Below are 19477 nucleotides of genomic sequence, written 5' to 3'. Positions count from 1 at the left end.
CGCATGATCGATCTCGGCGTCCTCAAGGGCTCGTCTTTCGCCGTCCTGGGGCTCGCGCGCTCGGGCCTGGCGACCGTGCGCGCCCTGAAGGCGTCGGGCATCGACTGCGTCGCCTGGGACGACGACGCACCCTCGCGCGACGCCGCGGCGGCGATCGGCGCCCGCCTCGTCGAGCCCGACCGGATCGAGTGGCCGGGGATCAGCGCGCTGGTCATCAGCCCCGGCATCCCCAACCGCCTGCCCAGGCCGCATCCGGTCGCGGCGGCGGCGCGGGCGGCCGGCAAGCCGCTGATCTGCGACGTCGAGCTGCTGGCGCGCGCCCGCACCGCCGCACGCTACGTCGCCGTGACCGGCACCAACGGCAAGTCGACCACGACGGCGCTGATCGGCCACATCCTGAAGAGCGCGGGGCTTGCCTGCGAGGTCGGCGGCAATATCGGCCGCGGCGCGCTCGATCTCGCCCCGCTCGGCGCCGAGGGCCTGTACGTGCTCGAGCTTTCCTCCTACCAGCTTGAGCTGCTCGACACCTTCCACGCCCATGTCGCGGTCTGGCTCAACATCACGCCCGACCATATCGACCGCCACGGCGACATGGCGGGCTACGTCGCGGCCAAGGCGCACATCTTCGACCGCCAGCAGACCGGCGACTGCGCGGTGATCGGCGTCGACGACGATTTCTCGCGCGCCATGCGCGAGACGCTCGCCGCCCGCGGCGGCGCTGCCGTCGTTCCGGTGGCGCTCGACCGGCCGATCGCGGGCGGCGTCTCCTTCCGCGCCGGCATGCTGGTCGATGCGGATGGCTACACGGTCGACTTTTCCGACGTGCCGACATTGCCGGGCGCGCACAATGCGCAGAACGCGGCCTGCGCCTGGGCGGCCTGCCGCTGGCTCGGCGTGCCGCGCGAGGCGATCGTCGAGGGCCTGCGCGGCTATCCCGGCCTGCCGCATCGCCAGGAGCGCGTCGCGGCGGTCGGCGGCGTCGTCTATGTCAACGACAGCAAGGCGACCAACGCCGACGCCGCGGCGCGGGCGCTCTCGTCCTATCGCGACATCTACTGGATCCTGGGCGGCCAGGCGAAGGAGGGCGGCGTGGCGCCGCTCGCGCCCTGGTTCGACCGCGTGCGCCACGCCTTCCTGATCGGCGAGGCGACCGAGCTGTTCGCCGGCCAGCTCGAAGGCAAGCTGCCGTTCAGCCGCTGCGGCGATCTCAAGTCCGCGCTCGACGCGGCCTACGCGCTCAGCCGGCGCGAGAGCGGCGCGGGCAAGGCCGTCGTGCTGCTGTCGCCGGCCTGCGCCTCGTGGGACCAGTGGCGGAGCTACGAGCATCGCGGCGACGCCTTCCGCGCCATGGCGCGGGCGCTGCCGGGGGCACAGAGTTTGGGGGAGGCGGCATGATCCAGGTTCCGCGCGACGACCGCAGCGTCATCGGCCAATGGTGGTGGACGGTCGACCGCTGGGCGCTCGGCGCCGTTCTGGCCATCATGGCCTTCGGGGTGCTGCTCACGCTCGCCGCCTCGCCGCCCGCCGCCGAGCGCATCGGCGCCGACTCCTTCATGTTCGCCAAGCGCCAGTTCGTGTTCCTGCCGATGGCGCTGGCGCTGATGCTCGCCATCTCGCTCGCCTCGCCGCGCCATGTGCGGCGGCTGTCGCTGATCGTGTTCGTGGCCAGCGTCGTGCTGCTGGCGCTGACCTTCGTGATCGGCGTCGAGATCAAGGGCGCGCGGCGCTGGATCGCGGTGCCGGGCCTCTCGGGCATCCAGCCGTCGGAGTTCGTGAAGCCGAGCCTCGCCGTGATCTCGGCCTGGCTGCTGGCGCAGAGCCGCGCCGAGCGGACCGCGCCGGGCTACATCCTCTCGACCCTGCTGGTCGGCATCGTGCTGGCGCTCCTGATCATGCAGCCCGACCTCGGCATGAGCATCGTGGTGGCGGCGGTGTGGGCGGCCCAGCTCTTCGTTGTCGGCCTGCCGATGTGGGTCGCGGGCTTCGGCGTGGTTGGCGGCGCGGCGAGCCTGGTCGGTGCCTACTTCGCCTTCGCCCATGTGCGCAGCCGCTTCGACCGCTTCCTCGATCCCTCGTCGGGCGACAACTACCAGGTCAACACCGCGCTCGAGGCCTTCATGAACGGCTCGCTGTTCGGGCGCGGGCCGGGCGAGGGCACGGTGAAGGCGCAACTTCCCGACGCGCACACCGATTTCGTGATGGCGGTGTGCGGCGAGGAGTTCGGCCTGATCGTCTGCCTGATCATCCTGTTGCTGTTCGTCTTCGTGACCCTGCGTGCGCTCCAGCGGGCCACCAAGGAGACCAGCCTCTTCATCACGCTGGCCGCGACCGGGCTCGCCGTGCAGTTCGGCCTGCAGGCCGCCATCAACATGGCCTCGACGGTGCAGCTCATCCCGGCCAAGGGCATGACCTTGCCGTTCATCTCCTACGGCGGCTCGTCGGCGCTTTCGATGGCGATCTGCGTCGGCATGATGCTGGCGCTGACGCGCGAGCATGCCGGCCTGAGGGAGATCGTCTGATGGCGGGACCGCGCCCCGTCGTCCTCGCGACCGGCGGCACCGGCGGGCACGTGTTCCCGGCCGAGGCGCTGGCCGGCGAGCTCGAGGCGCGCGGCGTGCCGTTCGCGCTGGTGACCGACGCGCGCGGCCGGCAGTGGCAGGGCGCGCTGGCGCACCGGCCGATCCACTATATCCACTCGGCGAGCCCCAGCGGCTCGCTGAGCGCGCGCCTGGTTGCATTGCTGCTGCTGGGCGCCGGGCTGTTCGATGCCTGGCGGGCGCTCGGCCGCATCGGTCCGTCGGCGGTCGTGGGCTTCGGCGGCTACGCCTCGGTGCCGACCATGCTGGCCGCCCGGCTGCGCCGCATGCCGGCGATGCTGCACGAGCAGAACGCGGTGCTGGGCAAGGCCAACCGGCTGGTGCTGGGCGGCGCGGTGCGCGTGGCGACCTCCTTCGCGCGCACCCGCCATCTGGCCGCCGGCGATGCCCGCACGCGCCTCGTCGGCAATCCGGTGCGCGAGCCGGTGCGGGCGCTCAGGGGCGCGACCTACCGCGCGCCCGGGCCGGGGCGGGTGGTCGACATCCTGATCTTCGGCGGCAGCCAGGGCGCCGCCTCGTTCAGCCAGGTCGTGCCCGAGGCGATCCTGTCCCTGCCGCCCGAGCTGCGCGCGAGACTGAGGCTCGTCCAGCAGTGCCGGCCCGAGGATATCGAAGGCGTGCGCCGGCTCTACGCGCAGGCGCGCATCGTCGCCGATCTCGCGCCCTTCTTTCCCGACCTGCCGCAGCGCCTCGCCTCGGCGCATCTGGTGATCGGCCGTTCCGGCGCCTCGACCGTGGCCGAGCTGGCCGCCATCGGCCGGCCCTCGATCCTGATCCCCTATCCTTACGCCGCCGACGACCACCAGATGGCCAATGCCCGCGCTTTCGAGGCCGCCGGCGCCTGCATCGTGATCCCGCAGGCCGACTTCATCCCGGCCACGCTCGCCGCGCAGCTCGCCGCGCTCGTTGCGGCGCCGCACCGCCTCGACGAGATGGCGCGCGCCGCGCATGCTGCCGGCCGGCCGGATGCCGCGGCACGGCTGGCCGACGTCGTCGGCGAGCTGATCTCTCCCACCCTTACGCCGTCAGGAGTCGTCGTATGAGGGCGCTGCCGCTCGATATCGGTCTCATTCATTTCGTCGGCATCGGCGGCATCGGCATGTCGGGCATCGCCGAGGTGCTGCACAACCTCGGCTACAAGGTGCAGGGCAGCGACGTGGCCGAGGGCGCCAACACGCGCCGGCTGGCCGAGCTCGGCATCAGGGTCGCGATCGGCCATCGTGCCGACAATCTCGGCAACGCCCAGGTCGTGGTGGTCTCGAGCGCGGTCAAGAAGGACAATCCCGAGGTGCTGGCGGCGCGGGCGCGGCTGGTGCCGGTGGTGCGGCGCGCCGAGATGCTGGGCGAGCTGATGCGGCTCAAATGGTCGATCGCGGTCGGCGGCACGCACGGCAAGACCACGACCACCTCGATGGTCGCCTCGATGCTCGACGCCGGCGGGCTCGATCCGACCGTGATCAACGGCGGCATCATCAACGCCTACGGCACCAACGCCCGCATCGGCGCCGGCGACTGGATGGTGGTCGAATCCGACGAGTCGGACGGCTCGTTCCTGCGCCTGCCCGCCACCATCGCCATCGTCACCAACGTCGATCCCGAGCATCTCGACCACTACGGCACCTTCGACGCGCTGCGCGACGCCTTCGTGCGCTTCGTCGAGAACCTGCCGTTCTACGGCTTCGCCGTGCTGTGCGCCGACCATCCCGAGGTGCAGGCGCTGATCCCGCGCATCGCCGACCGGCGGATCGTCACCTACGGCCTTGGCGTCAATGCCGACGTGCGCGGGACGAACCTGCGGCTCGATCGCACCGGGGCGGACTTCGACGTGCTGATCGCCAACCGCGTCACCAACGAATCGCGCTCGATCGAGGGGCTCAGGCTGCCGATGTTCGGGCAGCACAACGTGCAGAACGCGCTCGCCGCCATCGCGGTGGCGCAGGAGATGGGGCTGCCCGACGAGGTGATCCGCCGCGCGCTGGGCTCGTTCTCGGGCGTCAAGCGGCGCTTCACCCGGACAGGCGAGGCGCACGGCATCACCGTGATCGACGACTACGGCCACCATCCGGTGGAGATCGCCGCCGTCCTGCGCGCGGCGCGCCAGGCCTATGGCGGCTCGGGCCGCGTGATCGCGGTGATGCAGCCGCACCGCTACACGCGGCTCGCCTCGCTGCGCGACGAGTTCGCGACCTGCTTCGCCGATGCCGACACCGTGATCATCGCCGACGTCTATGCCGCCGGCGAGATGCCGATCGCCGGTGTCAACCGCGACATGCTGGTGAGCCTCGTGAGACGCGCCGGCCATCGCGAGGTCATGCCGCTCGACGCGCCGGGCGACCTGCCGGCGCTCGTCTGGCAGATCGCGCGGCCGGGCGACGTGGTGGTGTGCCTGGGTGCCGGCAACATCACCTCGTGGGCGCACGCCCTGCCGGGCCAGCTCCGCCAGATCGCGGCCGAGCAGGCGGGCCCGCGCGCCATCGCCAACGATCCGGGCCCCTTCAACAGCGGGTCGGCGGCATGACGGCGCTCGCGGCCTCCCGCAGCCATCTGATCGACCGGCTCCCCAGGCCGCGCGGCCGGCTGACGGCCGACGCGCCGATCGGTCCGCAGACCTGGTTCCGCACCGGCGGGCCGGCCGAGGTGCTGTTCCGTCCGGCCGACACCGAGGATCTGGCGAGCTTCCTCGCGGCGCTGCCGGCCGACGTGCCGGTCACCGTGCTGGGCGTGGGCTCGAACCTGCTGGTGCGCGACGGCGGCGTGGGCGGCGTGGTGATCCGCCTGATGCGCGGCTTCGCCGGCGTGGCGGTCGAGGGCGACGAGGTGACGGCGGGCGCGGGCGCGCTCGATCTCAACGTCGCCCTCACCGCGCGCGACCATGCGCTCGAAGGGCTGGAGTTCCTGAGTGGCATTCCCGGCACGATCGGCGGCGCGCTGCGCATGAATGCCGGCGCCTATGGCGGCGAGCTGGCCGATGTGCTGGTTGGGGCGCAAGCGGTCGATCGCGGCGGCGCGCTGCACGATGTTCTCCCGGCGAAGCTCGGTTTTCGCTATCGTCACAGCGATGCACCGTCCGACTGGATCTTCACTTCGGCGACCTTGCGCGGCAGGCCCGGCGACCAGATGACGATCGCGCGCCGCATCGCCGAGATCGACAGCGCCCGCACCGAGTCCCAGCCGCGCAGCCGCACCGGCGGCTCGACCTTCACCAATCCGTCCGGCCACAAGGCGTGGGAGCTGATCGACCGCGCCGGCTGCCGCGGGCTTCGGATCGGCGACGCGCAGGTGTCGGACAAGCATTGCAACTTCCTGGTCAATCTCGGCGCCGCGACGGCCGCCGACATCGAGGCGCTGGGCGAGGAGGTGCGCCGCCGCGTGCTGGAGCACAGCGGCATCCGGCTCGAGTGGGAGATCCGCCGCATCGGCGAGGCCAAGGCGAGAGTGGAGGCGGGAGCGCCGGCATGAGCACGGTCGCGGTCCTGATGGGCGGCTGGTCGCCCGAGCGCGAGGTGTCGCTGGTGAGCGGCAAGGCCTGCGCCGCGGGTCTGCGCGAGGGCGGCCACACGGTGATCGAGTACGACGTGAAGCGCGACCTCCGGGCGCTGGTCGACTTCCTGCGGCCGGCGGACGGCGGCGGTCCGGATGTCGTGTTCAACGCCCTGCACGGCAGGTACGGCGAGGACGGCTGCATCCAGGGCGTGCTCGAGATCCTGGCCGTGCCCTACACCCATTCCGGCGTGCTGGCCTCGGCCATCGCCATGGACAAGCCGATGTCGCGGCACGTCTTCACCTCGATCGGCATCCGTGTCGCCGAGGGCAGGGTGGTCGAGCGGCGCGCGCTGGTGTCGGGCGATCCCATGCCGCGTCCCTATGTCGTGAAGCCGATCGACCAGGGCTCCAGCGTCGGCGTCCATATCGTGCGCGAGGGCGACAACCTCGCCGCGGTCGAGGCGGCCGAGGCGGCGTTCGGCGAGCGCGTGCTGATCGAGAAGTACGTGGCGGGCCGCGAGCTCACCGTGGCGGTGATGGGCGACAAGGCGGTGGCGGTCACCGAGCTGCGCCCGCGCACGCGCTTCTACGACTACGAGGCCAAGTACACCGACGGCATCACCGAGCATCTGATCCCCGCGCCGATCCCGGCCGAGGTCTACGAGCAGGCGCGGCAGTGGGCGCTGATGGCGCACCAGGCGCTGCGCTGCGACGGGCTGAGCCGTGCCGACCTGCGCTGGGACGACAGCAAGCCCGGCACCACGGGGCTGGTGATGCTGGAGCTCAACACCCAGCCCGGCATGACGCCGCTCTCGCTCGCGCCCGAGCAGGCGAAGTGGGCGGGCATCTCGTGGTCCGAGCTCATGACCTGGATGGTCGATCACGCGAGGCGGCCGGCATGAAGGCGCCGACGCGCAACCCGACCTCGTCCGGCGGCGTGCCGCGCAAGCGCGACTACGACCGGCGGCGCAAGAGGAAGCGCGCCACGCCGCGCAAGCCGAGCCGGCCGATCTGGCGCCGGCCGGTGCTGCTCGGCCTCGTCGTGCTTCTGCTGGGGCTGGGCGGCAGCGGCGGCTGGGTCGCCTGGCGCCAGGGCTGGGTCGCCGAAGCCCAGGCGCACGTCGCCGAGGTCACGCATCACGTGCTGCGCGCGATCACGCCCTTCAAGCTCGCCGACGTGACGGTGGAGGGCCGCGACTATGTCACGCGCGAGGCGATCCTCGCCGCGCTCAACGTCAAGGCGGGCGATTCGCTGCTGGGCATCGACCTCGAGGCGGCGCGGCACCGGCTCGAGGCGATCGACTGGGTGGCGAGCGCCACGGTCGAGCGGCGGCTGCCCGATACGCTCTACGTGACGTTGAAGGAACGCCGCGCCGTCGCGATCTGGCAGAACGGCAACGAATACACGCTGATCGACCAGAACGGTCGCACCGTGCGCGCGAGCCGCCTGCCGCCCGGTGCCGACCGGCTGCTGCTGCTGGGCGGGACCGGCGCGCCGGAGCATGTCGGCGATCTCCTGCTGCTGCTCGCCTACGAGCCGCAGATCGCCAAGCAGGTGCGCTCGGCCGTCTGGGTCGGCCAGCGGCGCTGGAACCTGATCCTGAAGAACGAGGTCGAGGTCAAGCTGCCGGAGGAGGATGCGGTCGCCGCCCTGCAGCGGCTGGCCAAGCTCGACCAGGACTACAGGCTGTTGTCGCGCGAGTTCGGCGTGATCGATCTTCGCCTGCCGGACAAGCTCTATCTCAGGAAGCGCGGCTCGGCCGACGATCCGCCGGCGGCGGCGACGGGCAAGCAGGCGCAGTCGAAAGTGTAGCGTGAAGCACGGGGGACAATCGTGGCCAAGACAAGGAACGGCGTCATCGCGGCGCTCGATATCGGAACCAGCAAGGTCGTCTGCTTCGTGGCGCGGGTCGACGGGCAGGGGCTGCGGGTCGTCGGTATCGGCCATCAGCCCGCCCTCGGCATGCGCACCGGCAACATCATCGACATGGAGGCGGCGACGCGGGCCATCTCGACGGCAGTCTCGACCGCCGAGGAGATGTGCGGCGAGCAGGTGCGCGAGGTGATCGTCGGCGTGAGCGGCGGCTCGCCGGCCTCGCATACCCAGACGCTGGAAGTCGGCATCGGCCATCACGAGATCGGCGAGCGCGACGTGCGCCGCGTGCAGCAGCACATCCACCTGCCGGCCGAGACGGCGGACCGCGACATCATCCATTCCGAGGCGATCGGCTATACCGTCGACGGCACGTCGGTGCGCGACGCGCGCGGCATGTTCGGCGAGCGGCTGGGCGTCGACGTCCATCTCGTGACGGCGGCCAGCGGCTCGATGCGCAACCTGCAGGTCTGCGTGCGCCGCGCCCATCTCGAGATCGCCGACCGGGTGGTGGCGAGCCACGCCGCCGGCCTGAGCTCGCTGGTGGCCGACGAGCGCGACCTGGGCGTCACGCTGATCGACATGGGCGGCGGCACGACCTCGATCGCCGTGTTCTACGAGGGCAATCTCGTGCACGTCGATTCGATCCCGGTGGGCGGCGACCATGTCACGCGCGACATCGCCCGCGGGCTCGCCACGCCGCTGGCCCATGCCGAGCGCATGAAGACCCAGATCGGCCGCGCCGTCGCCAAGCCCAACGACGAGTACGACATCGTCGACGTGCCGCTGATCGGCGAGGAGGACCGCACGCAGCCCAACCACATCCCGCGCTCGATCCTGGTCGGCATCATCCGCCCGCGCATCGAGGAGACGTTCGAGCTGGTGCGCAGCCGGCTCGAGGCCAGCGGTGTGGATAAGTTGGCCGGCGGACGCGCCGTCCTGGTCGGCGGCGCCTGCCAGCTCGACGGTGTGGGCGAGGTGGCGTCGGCGATCCTCAACAAGAAGGTGCGCATCGGCGCCCCGCTCAGGCTCGCGGGACTGGCGGATTCGACCGGCGGGCCGGCCTTTTCCGCGGCCGCCGGCCTTCTCTCCTACGCGCTCCTGCATCACGCGCCGGCGCAGTCGCAACCGGCGGTCGTCGAGCCGCCGTCGACTCGAATCGGCCGGATTGGCAGTTGGATTAGGGAAAACTTTTAGGCAATATGTTGTATGGGACGAAACTGTCCCCAAGAGATGTTGATAAGAAAGAATAAGTCGGTGGCAGGGTAAGGGCTTCCCGCAAGAGGGGTCCAACCTGCCGCTCCGAGCAGATTACCCTCTCGTTTGCGTGGAGAAAGCCGTATGACCATCAACCTCAGTCTCCCTCAGAAGGAGTCGGAGATTAAGCCGCGTATCACCGTGATCGGCATCGGTGGCGCGGGCGGAAACGCCGTCAACAACATGATCAGCGCCTCGCTGGAGGGCGTCGAGTTCATCGTCGCCAACACCGACGCGCAGGCGCTGGGCCAGTCGCTCGCCGACCGCCGCGTGCAGCTCGGCATCACGGTGACCCAGGGCCTGGGCGCCGGGGCGCGGCCCGAGGTCGGCCGCCAGGCGGCCGAGGAGGCGCTGCCCGAGATCCTGCAGCTTCTCGACGGCGCCAACATGGTGTTCGTCACCGCCGGCATGGGCGGCGGCACCGGCACCGGCGCGGCGCCCGTGATCGCCGCGGCGGCGCGCGAGCAGGGCATCCTGACCATCGGCGTCGTCACCAAGCCGTTCCACTTCGAGGGGCGCCGCCGCATGCAGGCGGCCGATCAGGGCATCACCGAGCTCGAGAAGGTGGTGGACACGCTGATCGTCATCCCCAACCAGAACCTGTTCAAGATCGCCAACGAGAAGACCACCTTCGCCGACGCCTTCAAGATGGCGGACGACGTGCTGCACATGGGCGTGCGCGGCGTCACCGACCTGATGGTGATGCCGGGCCTGATCAATCTCGACTTCGCCGACATCCGCACCGTGATGGGCGAGATGGGCAAGGCGATGATGGGCACCGGCGAGGCCGAGGGCCAGGATCGCAGCCGCGTCGCGGCCGAGAGCGCGATCTCCAACCCGCTGCTTGAGGACCATTCGATGAAGGGCGCCAGGGGCGTGCTCATCAACATCACCGGCGGCCTCGACATGACGCTGCACGAGGTCGACGAGGCGGCCAACCGCATCCGCGAGGAAGTCGACCCCGACGCCAACATCATCTTCGGCTCGACCTTCGACGCCACCATGCAGGGCCGCATGCGGGTGTCGGTCGTGGCGACCGGCATTGCCGCCCTGGCCGCCCAGCAGCCGACGCCGAACTATCTCAGCCTCGACATGAACCGTCCGGCACAGACCGGCCAGCCGGCGTTGAGCCGTCCGCCGGCGCCGCCGGTCGGCCGGGTCGTGATGCCGGCTGCGGCGGCAGCGCCGGCTCCCGTCGCGCCGGTCCCGCCGTCGGCTCCGGCGATCACTCCGGTCGCGCCGTCGATCGCGGCGGCAGCGTCTGCGCCGTCGGTCGCACCGGCTCCGGCGCCTGCCGTCATGCAGGCACCGCCGGCTCCGGTCGTCGAAGCGCCTCCTGTGCAGGTGACGCCGGCGGCACCCGAAGCGCCGGCCGTTGCGCCGGCGCCGGTCGCGGTCCAGCCGGCGCCCGCGCCCGTCGCCCCGCCCGTGGCGCCAGCGCCCGTGCCGGCTCCGGCACCGGCCGCCGCCGCACCAGCGCCTGCACCCACGCCGGCTCCGACACCGACGCCGCAGCAGAAGCCAATGGTCGGCGAGGACGACTGGCGCGTCACCCGCCCGTCGCCGCCGCTGCGGCCGGCGGTGCGCGCGAGCGAGCACGGAACACGCCCGGTCGTCGCCCGCCCCGCGGCGAGCGAGAACCGTGTGCCCAACCTCTTCCAGCGCATCACCGGCGCCTTCGCCACGGCCAAGCCGGCGGCGCCTGCCGCGCCGGCTCATGTCGAGCCGACCGCGTCGCGGCCGGCGCCGGACAATGTCGTTCCTGCGCCCAAGCCGGTGGTCCGGTCGGCGCCGGTGCAGACCTCGATCGACGTCACCGAGCGGGCCAAGCCGGCGCGCGACGACGACGATCTGCAGATCCCCGCCTTCCTGCGCCGCCAGGCCAACTGACGGCGCATCTCACGCGCACCGCGCAACTTTCCACGCACACTTCCGAGGGGCCCTTGCCGGCCCCTCTTTTTTCATTTCGAGGGAGCGCGCCGCCAACAACACTCGTGTGTTCACCCCGAGCGACGCGCGGCGGGCTGCGGTGTGGATTCGTGATTTGGCGTGATATAACCGCCGCGGCACGAAGAAACGGACGGGATATGGCGAAGGCGTTGAAGATCAGGACCTTGATGACGCTCGGCGCGGCGGGCATCGCGGCCGTGGCGCTGACCGGTTGCGGCGATTCCTCGGACGACGACACGAACTACCGCGAGCAGCCGGTCGAGGTGCTCTACAACCGCGCGCTCGACGCTCTCGGCCAGCAGGACTACAAGGCCGCCGCCAAGGGCTTCGAGGAAGTCGACCGCCAGCATCCCTATTCGGTGTGGGCGACCAAGGCGGAGATCATGGCCGCCTTCGCCTACTACCAGAGCAACAAGTACGACGACGCGATCATCGCGCTCGACCGCTTCATCCAGCTTCATCCCGGGCACAAGGACATCCCCTACGCCTACTATCTCAAGGGCATCTGCTACTACGAGCAGATCTCCGACGTGCGCCGCGACCAGCACGTGACGCAGCAGGCGCTCGATGCCCTGTCCGACGTCGCCAAGCGCTTCCCCGACACGCCCTACGCACGCGACGCCCGCCTCAAGGTCGAGCTCTGCATCGACCATCTCGCCGGCAAGGAGATGGATATCGGCCGCTACTACGAGCTGCACCAGCAGTATGTCGGCGCCATCAACCGCTTCCGCACGGTGATCGAGCGCTACCAGACGACCACCCACGTGCCCGAGGCGCTGCATCGCCTGGTCGAATGCTACCTGGCGCTGGGCGTCAAGAGCGAGGCCAAGGAGACCGCGGCGGTGCTGGGCTACAACTTCCCGGGCAGCGACTGGTATCAGGACACCTATTACCTGATGACCGGCGAGGGCAAGCCGGCCGACTCCGAGTCGAGCCACGGATTCCTCGGGTTGTTCTAGCCGGACATCGATGCTGGTCTCGCTTTCGATCCGCGACTTCGTCCTGATCGAAAAGCTCGATCTCACCTTCGCGCGCGGTCCCGATCGCGGGCTGGGCGCGCTGACCGGCGAGACGGGCGCGGGCAAGTCGATCCTGATCGATGCGCTGGGCCTGGCGCTCGGCGCGCGCGCCGATTCGGGTGCGGTCCGGCGCGGCGCGGCGCAGGCTTCCGTCGCCGCCGCTTTCGATCTGCCGAAGGGGCATGCGGCGCATGCCATCCTCGCCGAGCAGGGGCTCGATGCCGAGGACGTGCTTACGCTGCGCCGCACGGTGGGCGCCGACGGCCGTGGGCGCGCCTTCGTCAACGACCAGCCGGCGTCGGTGGCGCTGTTGCGGCGGCTGGGCGAGACGCTGGTCGAGATCCAGGGCCAGATGGAGCAGCACGGCCTGCTCGATATCGCCACCCACCGCGCCGCGCTCGACGCCTTCGCGGGCCTGGAGAAGCAGGCGGAGGCGGTGCGCCGCGCCTGGCGCGACTGGCGCGCCGCCGAGCAGGCGCGCGCCGAGGCCGAGGCGGCGGCGACCGCGGCGCGCCGCGACGAGGATTTCCTGCGCCACGCGGTGAAGGAGCTGGAGACGCTGGCGCCCAGGGCCGACGACGAGGAGACGCTGGCGGCCGAGCGCCAGATGCTGCGCGCCGGCAGCGCGATCGGCGAGGCGGTGGCGCAGGCGCTGGCCGAGCTGACGCACGGTCGTGGCGCGGCGGCTGCGCTGCGCGCCGCGCATCGGCTGATCGAGCGCAATGCCGACAAGGCGGCCGGCCGGCTCGATGCGGCGCTCGCCGCGCTCGACCGGGCGCTGAGCGAGGCGACCGAGGCCGAGGCGCAGCTCGAGGCGGCGCGCGACGCGCTGGAGTTCGACCCGAGCAGACTGGACAAGATCGAGGAGCGCCTGTTCGCTCTGCGCGCGGCGGCGCGCAAGCACGGCGTCACCGTGGCCGAGCTGGCGCCGCTGGCCGAGAAGATGACGGCGCAGCTCGCCGCGCTCGACGACGGCGAGGCCGGCCTCAAGAAACTCGCCGCCGCGGCCAGGGCGGCGCGCGCGGCCTATGTCGCGGCAGCGGAGGCGCAGGCGGCGGCGCGGCGCAAGGGCGCGGCGCGGCTCGACAAGGCGGTCGCGGCCGAGCTCGCGCCGCTCAAGCTCGAGAAGGCGAAGTTCGTGACCGAGATCGCGGCGCTGCCAGAGGCGGACTGGTCGGAGGCGGGCATCGACCGCGTGCAGTTCACCGTCGCCACCAATCCCGGCTCACCGCCGGCGCCGATCGCGAAGATCGCATCCGGCGGCGAGCTGTCGCGTTTCCTGCTGGCGCTGAAGGTCTGCCTCGCCCGGGTGGGCGACGCCGCCACGATCGTGTTCGACGAGGTCGATTCGGGCATCGGCGGCGCCACGGCGGCGGCGGTGGGCGAGCGGCTGAAACGGCTGGCGAAGGAGGTGCAGGTGCTGGTCGTCACCCATTCGCCGCAGGTCGCGGCGGTGGCCGATCGCCACTGGCTGATCCGCAAGACGACGACCCGGAGCGCCGCCAGCACCGACGTGCTGGCGCTCGACGCCGGGGGCCGCCGCGAGGAGATCGCCCGCATGCTCTCCGGCGCCGAGGTGACCGCCGAAGCGCGCGCAGCGGCCGACCGGCTGCTGGCTCACGTTCCTCGCCCCCGCTAGGGGGAGAGGCTAGGTGAGGGGGCGGTCGAGGCTCGTGCGTCACCCCCTCACCCAACCTCTCCCCCTGCGGGGGAGAGGAGAAAAGAGGAGTTAAGGCGATGTCGCGTGCGGCGAAGTTCAAGGCCGGGCTGGCCGTCGAGGAGATGACCGAGCGGCAGGCGCGGGCCGAGCACAGGCGCCTGGCCGAGGCGATCGCGCATCACGACGAGCTCTATCACGTGAAGGATGCCCCGGAGATCTCGGACGCCGAGTACGACAAGCTGCGCCAGCGGCTGAAGGCGATCGAGGCGCGCTTCCCGCAGCTCGTCGACAGGGAAAGCCCGACGCAGCGCGTGGCGCCGACGCCGACCACCGCCTTCGCCAAGGTCCGCCATGCGCGGCCGATGCTGTCGCTCGACAATGCCTTCACCGACGAGGAGCTGCAGGGCTTCTTCGACCGCGTGCGCCGCGGGCTGGAGCGCGAGACGGATCTCAAGCCCGACGACGAGATCGTCTTCAACTGCGAGCCCAAGATCGACGGCCTGTCGATCAGCCTGCGCTATCTCGACGGCGCGTTCGCGATCGGCGCGACGCGCGGCGACGGCACGACCGGCGAGGACGTGACGCCCAACCTCCGGACGGTGAAGGACATCCCGCACGAGCTGAAGGGCAAGGCGCCCAGGGTGCTCGACGTGCGCGGCGAGGTCTACATGGAGCGCCGCGCTTTCCAGGAGATGAACCGGCGCCAGGAGGCGGCGGGCGAGAAGACCTTCGCCAATCCGCGCAACGCCGCCGCCGGCTCGCTGCGCCAGCTCGATCCCGCGATCACGGCGACGCGGCCGCTGCGCTTCTTCGCCTATGCCTGGGGCGAGGCCGAGCCGCGCTCGTGGAAGACGCACAGCGAGTACCTGAAGCTGCTGAGGAGCTGGGGCTTTCGCGTCAATCCGCTGTCGCAGCTCTGCCGCACGCCGGAGGAGGTGCGCGCCTTCTACCGCCAGATGGGCGTCGAGCGGCCGTCGCTGCCCTACGACATTGACGGCGTCGTCTACAAGGTCGACCGTATCGACTGGCAGGAACGGCTGGGCTTCGTGAGCCGCGCGCCGCGCTGGGCGATCGCCCACAAGTTCCCGGCCGAGCAGGCGCGAACGCGGCTGAACGGCATCCTGATCCAGGTCGGCCGCACCGGCGCGCTGACGCCGGTGGCGGAGCTCGAGCCGGTCAATGTCGGCGGCGTCATGGTGGCGCGCGCCACGCTGCACAATGCCGACGAGATCGAGCGGCTGGACGTGCGCGTGGGCGACATGGTGGTGGTGCAGCGCGCCGGCGACGTCATTCCGCAGGTGCTGGGCTACGTGCCCGAGGAGCGGCCGAAGAGGACCGAGAAGTTCCGTTTCCCCACGCGCTGCCCCTGTCCGCTCAGGACCGAGGTGAGGAGCGAGGAGGGCGGCGTGGTGCGCCGCTGCAGCGGCGGGCTCGAATGCCCGTTCCAGCAGGTCGAGCGGCTGCGCTACTTCGTGTCGCGCAACTGCTTCGACATCGAGGGACTGGGCGGCACGCACATCGAGAACTTCTTCAACGACGGGCTCCTGAAGATTCCAGGCGACATCTTCCGCCTGCCGCAGCGCGCCGACGAGATCAGGAAGCGCGAGGGCTGGGGCGAGACCTCGGTGCGCAACCTGATCGCCGCCATCGAGGCGCGCCGCACCATCTCGCTCGACCGCTTCATCAATGCGATCGGCATCCCGCTGATCGGCGAGGCGACGGCCAAGATCCTGGCACAGGAATACGGCGACGTGGACGCCTGGCTGGAGGAGATGCTGGCGGCGGCGAAAGAGCGGCGGAAGCGGCCGGACGAGGTGAAGAAGGAGAAGGCCGCGGCCGAGGTCGGGCCGAGCTACGGCAGGCTCTGCAACGTCGAGCAGATCGGCGTCACCACCGCCGACGCCATGTGCGGCTTCTTCACCGAGCTGCACACGGTCGAGATCATCCGCGACCTCAGGAAGCAGCTCACCGTCGAGGGCGTGACGCGCCGTGTGATCGCGGCCGACGCGCCGCTCAAGGACAAGACCGTGGTCTTCACCGGCGAACTCTCGGCCATGACGCGCGAGGCCGCCAAGGCGCGCGCCGAGGAGCTGGGCGCCAAAGTGACCGACTCGGTCTCGAAGAAGACCAGCCTCGTCGTCGTCGGCGAGAACGCCGGCTCCAAGGCCCGCAAGGCCGCCGAGCTCGGCATCCGGACGATGACCGAGGAGGAGTGGCTGAAGCTCGCGGCCTCGTAGGAGCGCGCCACTGGCAAGAATCAAGATCAGGCATCCAACCAGTGTCGTGTCATCCCGAGCGTGAGCGAGGGATCTTGCGTGGCGCCGACAAAGGATCCCTCGCTGCGCTCGGGATGACACAGCCTTGCCCGCCGGCGGCCAACTCCAGCGGCGCTCATGCTCTTTCGGACCGCGGGCTTCCAGCCCGCTCACGATGCGAGCCGGAGGCTCGCGGTACCAAGATCCCTCGGGATGATGCACAGGAAAGCCGTGTCATCCCGAGCGTGAGCGAGGGATCTTTTTCGATTGCCGACGCCGGCCTCCGCTCATGCTGCGGAACGATGACGGCGCGGCCAGAATTTATCTGTGTTCCAGCAATCGCGACGCGGTTCCGTTTCGTCGGATGAATGGAAGCCGCGTCGGCGCCGGCTATGATGACGCTCTCAGCCAAACACCCAAGAGAATACGGGGAGAACGTCATGAAACGTCGGTCGCACGCCCTTGGCCTGCTCGCGATCATCGCCACGATTGCCGCGGGCAGCGGCACCTCGGCCGAGGCGGCCACGAACTGGGACATGTACGTCTACAATCCCGTGGCGACGGTGTCCGCCGTCAAGGGCATCAACAGGATCATCGCGGAAATCGAGAAGGAGACGAACGGCGCGCTGACGATCCGGCTGCATCTCGGCGGATCGCTGCCCATCAAGACGACGAACATCACCCAGGCGGTCTCCCAGGGCATCGTCCAGATGGGCGACGACGGCTATTTCCTCGGCAACGTGCCGATCGGCGGCGTCCTGCGCCTGCCCATGCTCATCCGCACGCCGGAGGAGTTCAAGAAGGCCGAGGCCATCATGCAGCCCTATATCGACAAGGCGTTCGCGAAGAAGGGCGTCGTCGTGCTGGGGACCTATGTCTATCCGTTCCAGGTGCCGTTCTCGCGCAAGAAGCTGACGGACCTCGCCGACATCAAGGGGCAGAAGATCCGCGTCACCTCGCCGGAGCAGGGCGCCTTCATCCAGATGCTGGGCGGGGCGCCGGTGACGCTCGGCGCCCCCGAAGTTCCGTCGGCGCTCGATCGCGGCGTCGTCGACGGCGTCCTCACCGCCAGCTCGGGCGGCGGGAACACCTGGCGGGATCTGCTCAAGTACAACTACCGCATCGGCATCAACTATTTCGATTCGCTGATCGTGGTGAACAAGGCGGCGTTCGAGAAGCTCGCGCCGGAGGTGCAGGCCAAGGTGCGAAAGACCGTCACCGATCTCACGCCGTCGATCACCGCGGCGATGGCGAAGGAGGAAGAGGATCTGACGCAAAAGATGGCGGCGGGCGGCATGATCGTGACGCCGCAAAAGCCCGAGGATGTCACCACCGCGGAGAAGCTGGTCGCATCCTATTGGGACAGTTGGGCAAAGGAGAAGGGCCCGGAGGCCGTCGAGGCCCTGAAGAAGGTGCGCGCCGCGCTCGGCCGGTGACGGGACATGACATCGGCCGTTGAAGGCGGGATGGTTTCCCCGCACGACGAGGAGCCCGCCTCGCCACCGCGCCTCGGCCTCGTCGACCGCTGCTGCGAGATCCTGTGCGGCATCGCCCTCGTCACGATGATCGTGCTGATCGGCGCCGAGGCGATCACCCGCAACCTCCTCGGGTTCTCGCTCCAGGTCACGGACGAGGTCGGCGGCTATCTCCTGGTCGCGGTCTCGTTCTTGAGCCTGTCGGTCGCCCAGTCGCGCGGCGCCTTTCATCACGTCGAGCTCGTCCAGGGCAAGCTGACGGTACGCGGGCGCCTGCTGAGCGGCTTCGTCTTCGATCTCCTGTCGCTCGGCGCCTGCGCGATCATCACCTGGCAGCTCGTCGACTTGGAGATGAACTCCTGGCAGACGGGCGACACGGCGGCGACGCCGCTCGGCACGCCGCTCTGGCTGCCGCAGCTCGTGATGCCGATCGGCGCGGCGCTGTTCTGCGTCGCCATTGCCCGCTCGATCGTTCGCAAGGCACGGCTCCTGCTGGGCCCGGCGACGCGGGAAGGAAGGGCGCCATGACGCCCGGCCTGGAAGTCGCCATCGTCGTCACCGTGTTCCTCGGGCTGCTGGTCGCCGGCATGGCGGTGCCGTTCGCCATAACCCTGCCGGCGCTGCTCTATCTCGTGCTGCATGGCGGGACGTTCGCGCTCAAGGGGATCGGCCTCGTGAGCTGGGGCAGCATGGACAGCTTCACGCTCACCGCGATCCCGCTCTTCATCCTGATGGCGGAGATCATGCAGGAGAGCCGGCTGAGCCTGCGGGTCTATCGCGGGCTGTCCAAGCTCGTCGCCTCGATCCCCGGCGGCCTTCTGCAGACCAACATCGCCGGCTGCGCCCTGTTCGCCGCGATCAGCGGATCGAGCGTCGTCACCGCCGCCTCGATCGGGCGCGTGGCGCTTCCCGAGCTGCTGCGGCGCAACTACGACAAGCCGCTGTCGGCCGGCTCGATCGCCGCCGGCGGGACGCTCGGCATCCTCATCCCGCCCTCGATCGCCATGATCGTCTACGGCACGTTCACCGAGACGTCCGTCGCCAAGCTGTTCATGGCCGGCGTGGTGCCGGGCATCCTGCTCACCGCGATGTTCATGCTCTATATCGGCGTCCGCTCGAAGGTGGGATCCACGATCGCCGCCACGGAGCGCGGTCCGGCCTCGATCGCCGAATGCATCGCCGCCCTGATCGACGTGGTGCCGTTCGTGGTGCTGATCGGCCTCACCATGGGCGCGATCTATCTCGGCCTCGTGACGCCCACGGAAGCGGCCGCCGTCGGCTGCATCATGGCGATCGTGATCTCTGCCCTGTGGGGCGATTTCTCCTGGTCCGTCTTCCTTGCGGCGATGCGCCAGACGATCAGCGTGTGCGGCAACATCCTGTTCATCATCTACGCCGCTTTCGTCTTTTCCTACGCCATCAGCTTCGCCGGCGTGGGCGAGCAGGTGACGAACTACGTCGTCGGCCTCCATCTCAACCGGCCGGAATTCTTCGGCGCCCTGTTCGTGCTCTACACGATCCTCGGCTGCCTGATCGAAAGCCTTGGCATGATCGTCATCACCGTGCCGCTGCTCTATCCGGTGCTCGTGCAATACGGCATCGACCCGATCTGGGCCGGCGTCATCCTCGTCGTGTTCATCGAGCTCGGGCAGATCTCGCCGCCGATCGGCATCAATCTCTTCGTCATCCAGAGCACGTGGTCGGGCAAGCTGAGCGACGTGGTGATGGGAACCATCCCGTTCCATATCATCATGTTCGTCCTGCTGGTGCTGCTCGTGCTCCTGCCCGACCTCGCTCTGTGGCTGCCGTCGCACATGACGATCCGGCCGTGAGCGTGGCGCCGTTCCGATGAAGGATCCTCCGCTGCGCTCGGGATGACACGGTTCTTGGAGCAAAAAGGCCGTGTCA

At 70.1% G+C, this 19477-nt stretch carries 15 protein-coding genes; all 15 read left to right on the top strand.

Features of this window, described 5'->3' with window-relative positions; translation table 11 throughout:
* Positions 1-3: 3 nt before the first annotated feature.
* Positions 4-1395 (top strand): UDP-N-acetylmuramoyl-L-alanine--D-glutamate ligase, encoded by a 1392-nt coding sequence (gene murD / locus OJF58_RS01735; protein ID WP_300781353.1) that lies wholly within the window; start codon positions 4-6, stop codon positions 1393-1395.
* The gene (locus tag OJF58_RS01730; RefSeq protein WP_300781352.1) at positions 1392-2519 is read left to right on the top strand and encodes a putative peptidoglycan glycosyltransferase FtsW; all 1128 of its coding nucleotides are present in this window, start codon (positions 1392-1394) and stop codon (positions 2517-2519) included. Before murD ends, OJF58_RS01730 begins: the two co-directional genes overlap by 4 nt.
* Positions 2519-3640 carry an undecaprenyldiphospho-muramoylpentapeptide beta-N-acetylglucosaminyltransferase gene (murG, locus tag OJF58_RS01725; RefSeq protein ID WP_300781351.1) on the top strand — a complete coding sequence of 374 codons (1122 nt, stop codon included), beginning with the start codon at positions 2519-2521 and terminating at the stop codon, positions 3638-3640. Before OJF58_RS01730 ends, murG begins: the two co-directional genes overlap by 1 nt.
* Entirely contained in the window at positions 3637-5115 is a 1479-nt protein-coding gene (murC, locus tag OJF58_RS01720; protein WP_300781350.1) for a UDP-N-acetylmuramate--L-alanine ligase, read from the top strand. The genes murG and murC overlap by 4 nt, the downstream gene beginning before the upstream one ends.
* Positions 5112-6056 carry a UDP-N-acetylmuramate dehydrogenase gene (gene murB, locus OJF58_RS01715; RefSeq protein WP_300781349.1) on the top strand — a complete coding sequence of 315 codons (945 nt, stop codon included), beginning with the start codon at positions 5112-5114 and terminating at the stop codon, positions 6054-6056. The genes murC and murB overlap by 4 nt, the downstream gene beginning before the upstream one ends.
* Positions 6053-6982 carry a D-alanine--D-alanine ligase gene (locus tag OJF58_RS01710; RefSeq protein WP_300781348.1) on the top strand — a complete coding sequence of 310 codons (930 nt, stop codon included), beginning with the start codon at positions 6053-6055 and terminating at the stop codon, positions 6980-6982. The genes murB and OJF58_RS01710 overlap by 4 nt, the downstream gene beginning before the upstream one ends.
* Positions 6979-7893 (top strand): FtsQ-type POTRA domain-containing protein, encoded by a 915-nt coding sequence (locus OJF58_RS01705; protein WP_300781347.1) that lies wholly within the window; start codon positions 6979-6981, stop codon positions 7891-7893. The genes OJF58_RS01710 and OJF58_RS01705 overlap by 4 nt, the downstream gene beginning before the upstream one ends.
* A 21-nt stretch (positions 7894-7914) precedes the next feature.
* Complete coding sequence (ftsA, locus tag OJF58_RS01700; protein ID WP_300781346.1) at positions 7915-9150, top strand: cell division protein FtsA; 1236 nt, start codon at positions 7915-7917, stop codon at positions 9148-9150.
* Positions 9151-9294: 144 nt separating this feature from the next.
* Positions 9295-11100 carry a cell division protein FtsZ gene (ftsZ, locus tag OJF58_RS01695; protein WP_300781345.1) on the top strand — a complete coding sequence of 602 codons (1806 nt, stop codon included), beginning with the start codon at positions 9295-9297 and terminating at the stop codon, positions 11098-11100.
* Positions 11101-11297: 197 nt separating this feature from the next.
* Positions 11298-12119 carry an outer membrane protein assembly factor BamD gene (locus OJF58_RS01690; RefSeq protein WP_300781344.1) on the top strand — a complete coding sequence of 274 codons (822 nt, stop codon included), beginning with the start codon at positions 11298-11300 and terminating at the stop codon, positions 12117-12119.
* 10 nt (positions 12120-12129) lie between these two features.
* The gene (gene recN / locus OJF58_RS01685; protein WP_300781343.1) at positions 12130-13818 is read left to right on the top strand and encodes a DNA repair protein RecN; all 1689 of its coding nucleotides are present in this window, start codon (positions 12130-12132) and stop codon (positions 13816-13818) included.
* Between the two features lie 98 nt (positions 13819-13916).
* Positions 13917-16076: an NAD-dependent DNA ligase LigA gene (ligA, locus tag OJF58_RS01680; RefSeq protein WP_300781342.1), complete on the top strand. Its 2160-nt coding sequence runs from the start codon at positions 13917-13919 to the stop codon at positions 16074-16076.
* Between the two features lie 458 nt (positions 16077-16534).
* The gene (locus OJF58_RS01675) at positions 16535-17530 is read left to right on the top strand and encodes a TRAP transporter substrate-binding protein (protein WP_300781341.1); all 996 of its coding nucleotides are present in this window, start codon (positions 16535-16537) and stop codon (positions 17528-17530) included.
* Between the two features lie 6 nt (positions 17531-17536).
* Positions 17537-18097: a TRAP transporter small permease gene (locus OJF58_RS01670; RefSeq protein ID WP_300781340.1), complete on the top strand. Its 561-nt coding sequence runs from the start codon at positions 17537-17539 to the stop codon at positions 18095-18097.
* Positions 18094-19401, top strand: coding sequence for a TRAP transporter large permease (locus tag OJF58_RS01665; protein ID WP_300781339.1), 1308 nt, complete (start codon positions 18094-18096; stop codon positions 19399-19401). The genes OJF58_RS01670 and OJF58_RS01665 overlap by 4 nt, the downstream gene beginning before the upstream one ends.
* The last annotated feature ends 76 nt before the right edge of the window (positions 19402-19477 follow it).

The sequence above is a fragment of the Enhydrobacter sp. genome, assembly GCF_030246845.1.
GTDB lineage: Bacteria > Pseudomonadota > Alphaproteobacteria > Reyranellales > Reyranellaceae > Reyranella.
This window is presented reverse-complemented; position numbering and strand designations above follow the sequence as displayed.

What these genes read in the sequence shown, in the direction of transcription:
- murD (WP_300781353.1), top strand. Translation starts at nt 4, where the DNA reads ATGATCGATCTCGGCGTCCTCAAGGGCTCGTCTTTCGCCGTCCTGGGG.
- OJF58_RS01730 (WP_300781352.1), top strand. Translation starts at nt 1,392, where the DNA reads ATGATCCAGGTTCCGCGCGACGACCGCAGCGTCATCGGCCAATGGTGG.
- murG (WP_300781351.1), top strand. Translation starts at nt 2,519, where the DNA reads ATGGCGGGACCGCGCCCCGTCGTCCTCGCGACCGGCGGCACCGGCGGG.
- murC (WP_300781350.1), top strand. Translation starts at nt 3,637, where the DNA reads ATGAGGGCGCTGCCGCTCGATATCGGTCTCATTCATTTCGTCGGCATC.
- murB (WP_300781349.1), top strand. Translation starts at nt 5,112, where the DNA reads ATGACGGCGCTCGCGGCCTCCCGCAGCCATCTGATCGACCGGCTCCCC.
- OJF58_RS01710 (WP_300781348.1), top strand. Translation starts at nt 6,053, where the DNA reads ATGAGCACGGTCGCGGTCCTGATGGGCGGCTGGTCGCCCGAGCGCGAG.
- OJF58_RS01705 (WP_300781347.1), top strand. Translation starts at nt 6,979, where the DNA reads ATGAAGGCGCCGACGCGCAACCCGACCTCGTCCGGCGGCGTGCCGCGC.
- ftsZ (WP_300781345.1), top strand. Translation starts at nt 9,295, where the DNA reads ATGACCATCAACCTCAGTCTCCCTCAGAAGGAGTCGGAGATTAAGCCG.
- OJF58_RS01690 (WP_300781344.1), top strand. Translation starts at nt 11,298, where the DNA reads ATGGCGAAGGCGTTGAAGATCAGGACCTTGATGACGCTCGGCGCGGCG.
- recN (WP_300781343.1), top strand. Translation starts at nt 12,130, where the DNA reads ATGCTGGTCTCGCTTTCGATCCGCGACTTCGTCCTGATCGAAAAGCTC.
- ligA (WP_300781342.1), top strand. Translation starts at nt 13,917, where the DNA reads ATGTCGCGTGCGGCGAAGTTCAAGGCCGGGCTGGCCGTCGAGGAGATG.
- OJF58_RS01675 (WP_300781341.1), top strand. Translation starts at nt 16,535, where the DNA reads ATGAAACGTCGGTCGCACGCCCTTGGCCTGCTCGCGATCATCGCCACG.
- OJF58_RS01670 (WP_300781340.1), top strand. Translation starts at nt 17,537, where the DNA reads ATGACATCGGCCGTTGAAGGCGGGATGGTTTCCCCGCACGACGAGGAG.
- OJF58_RS01665 (WP_300781339.1), top strand. Translation starts at nt 18,094, where the DNA reads ATGACGCCCGGCCTGGAAGTCGCCATCGTCGTCACCGTGTTCCTCGGG.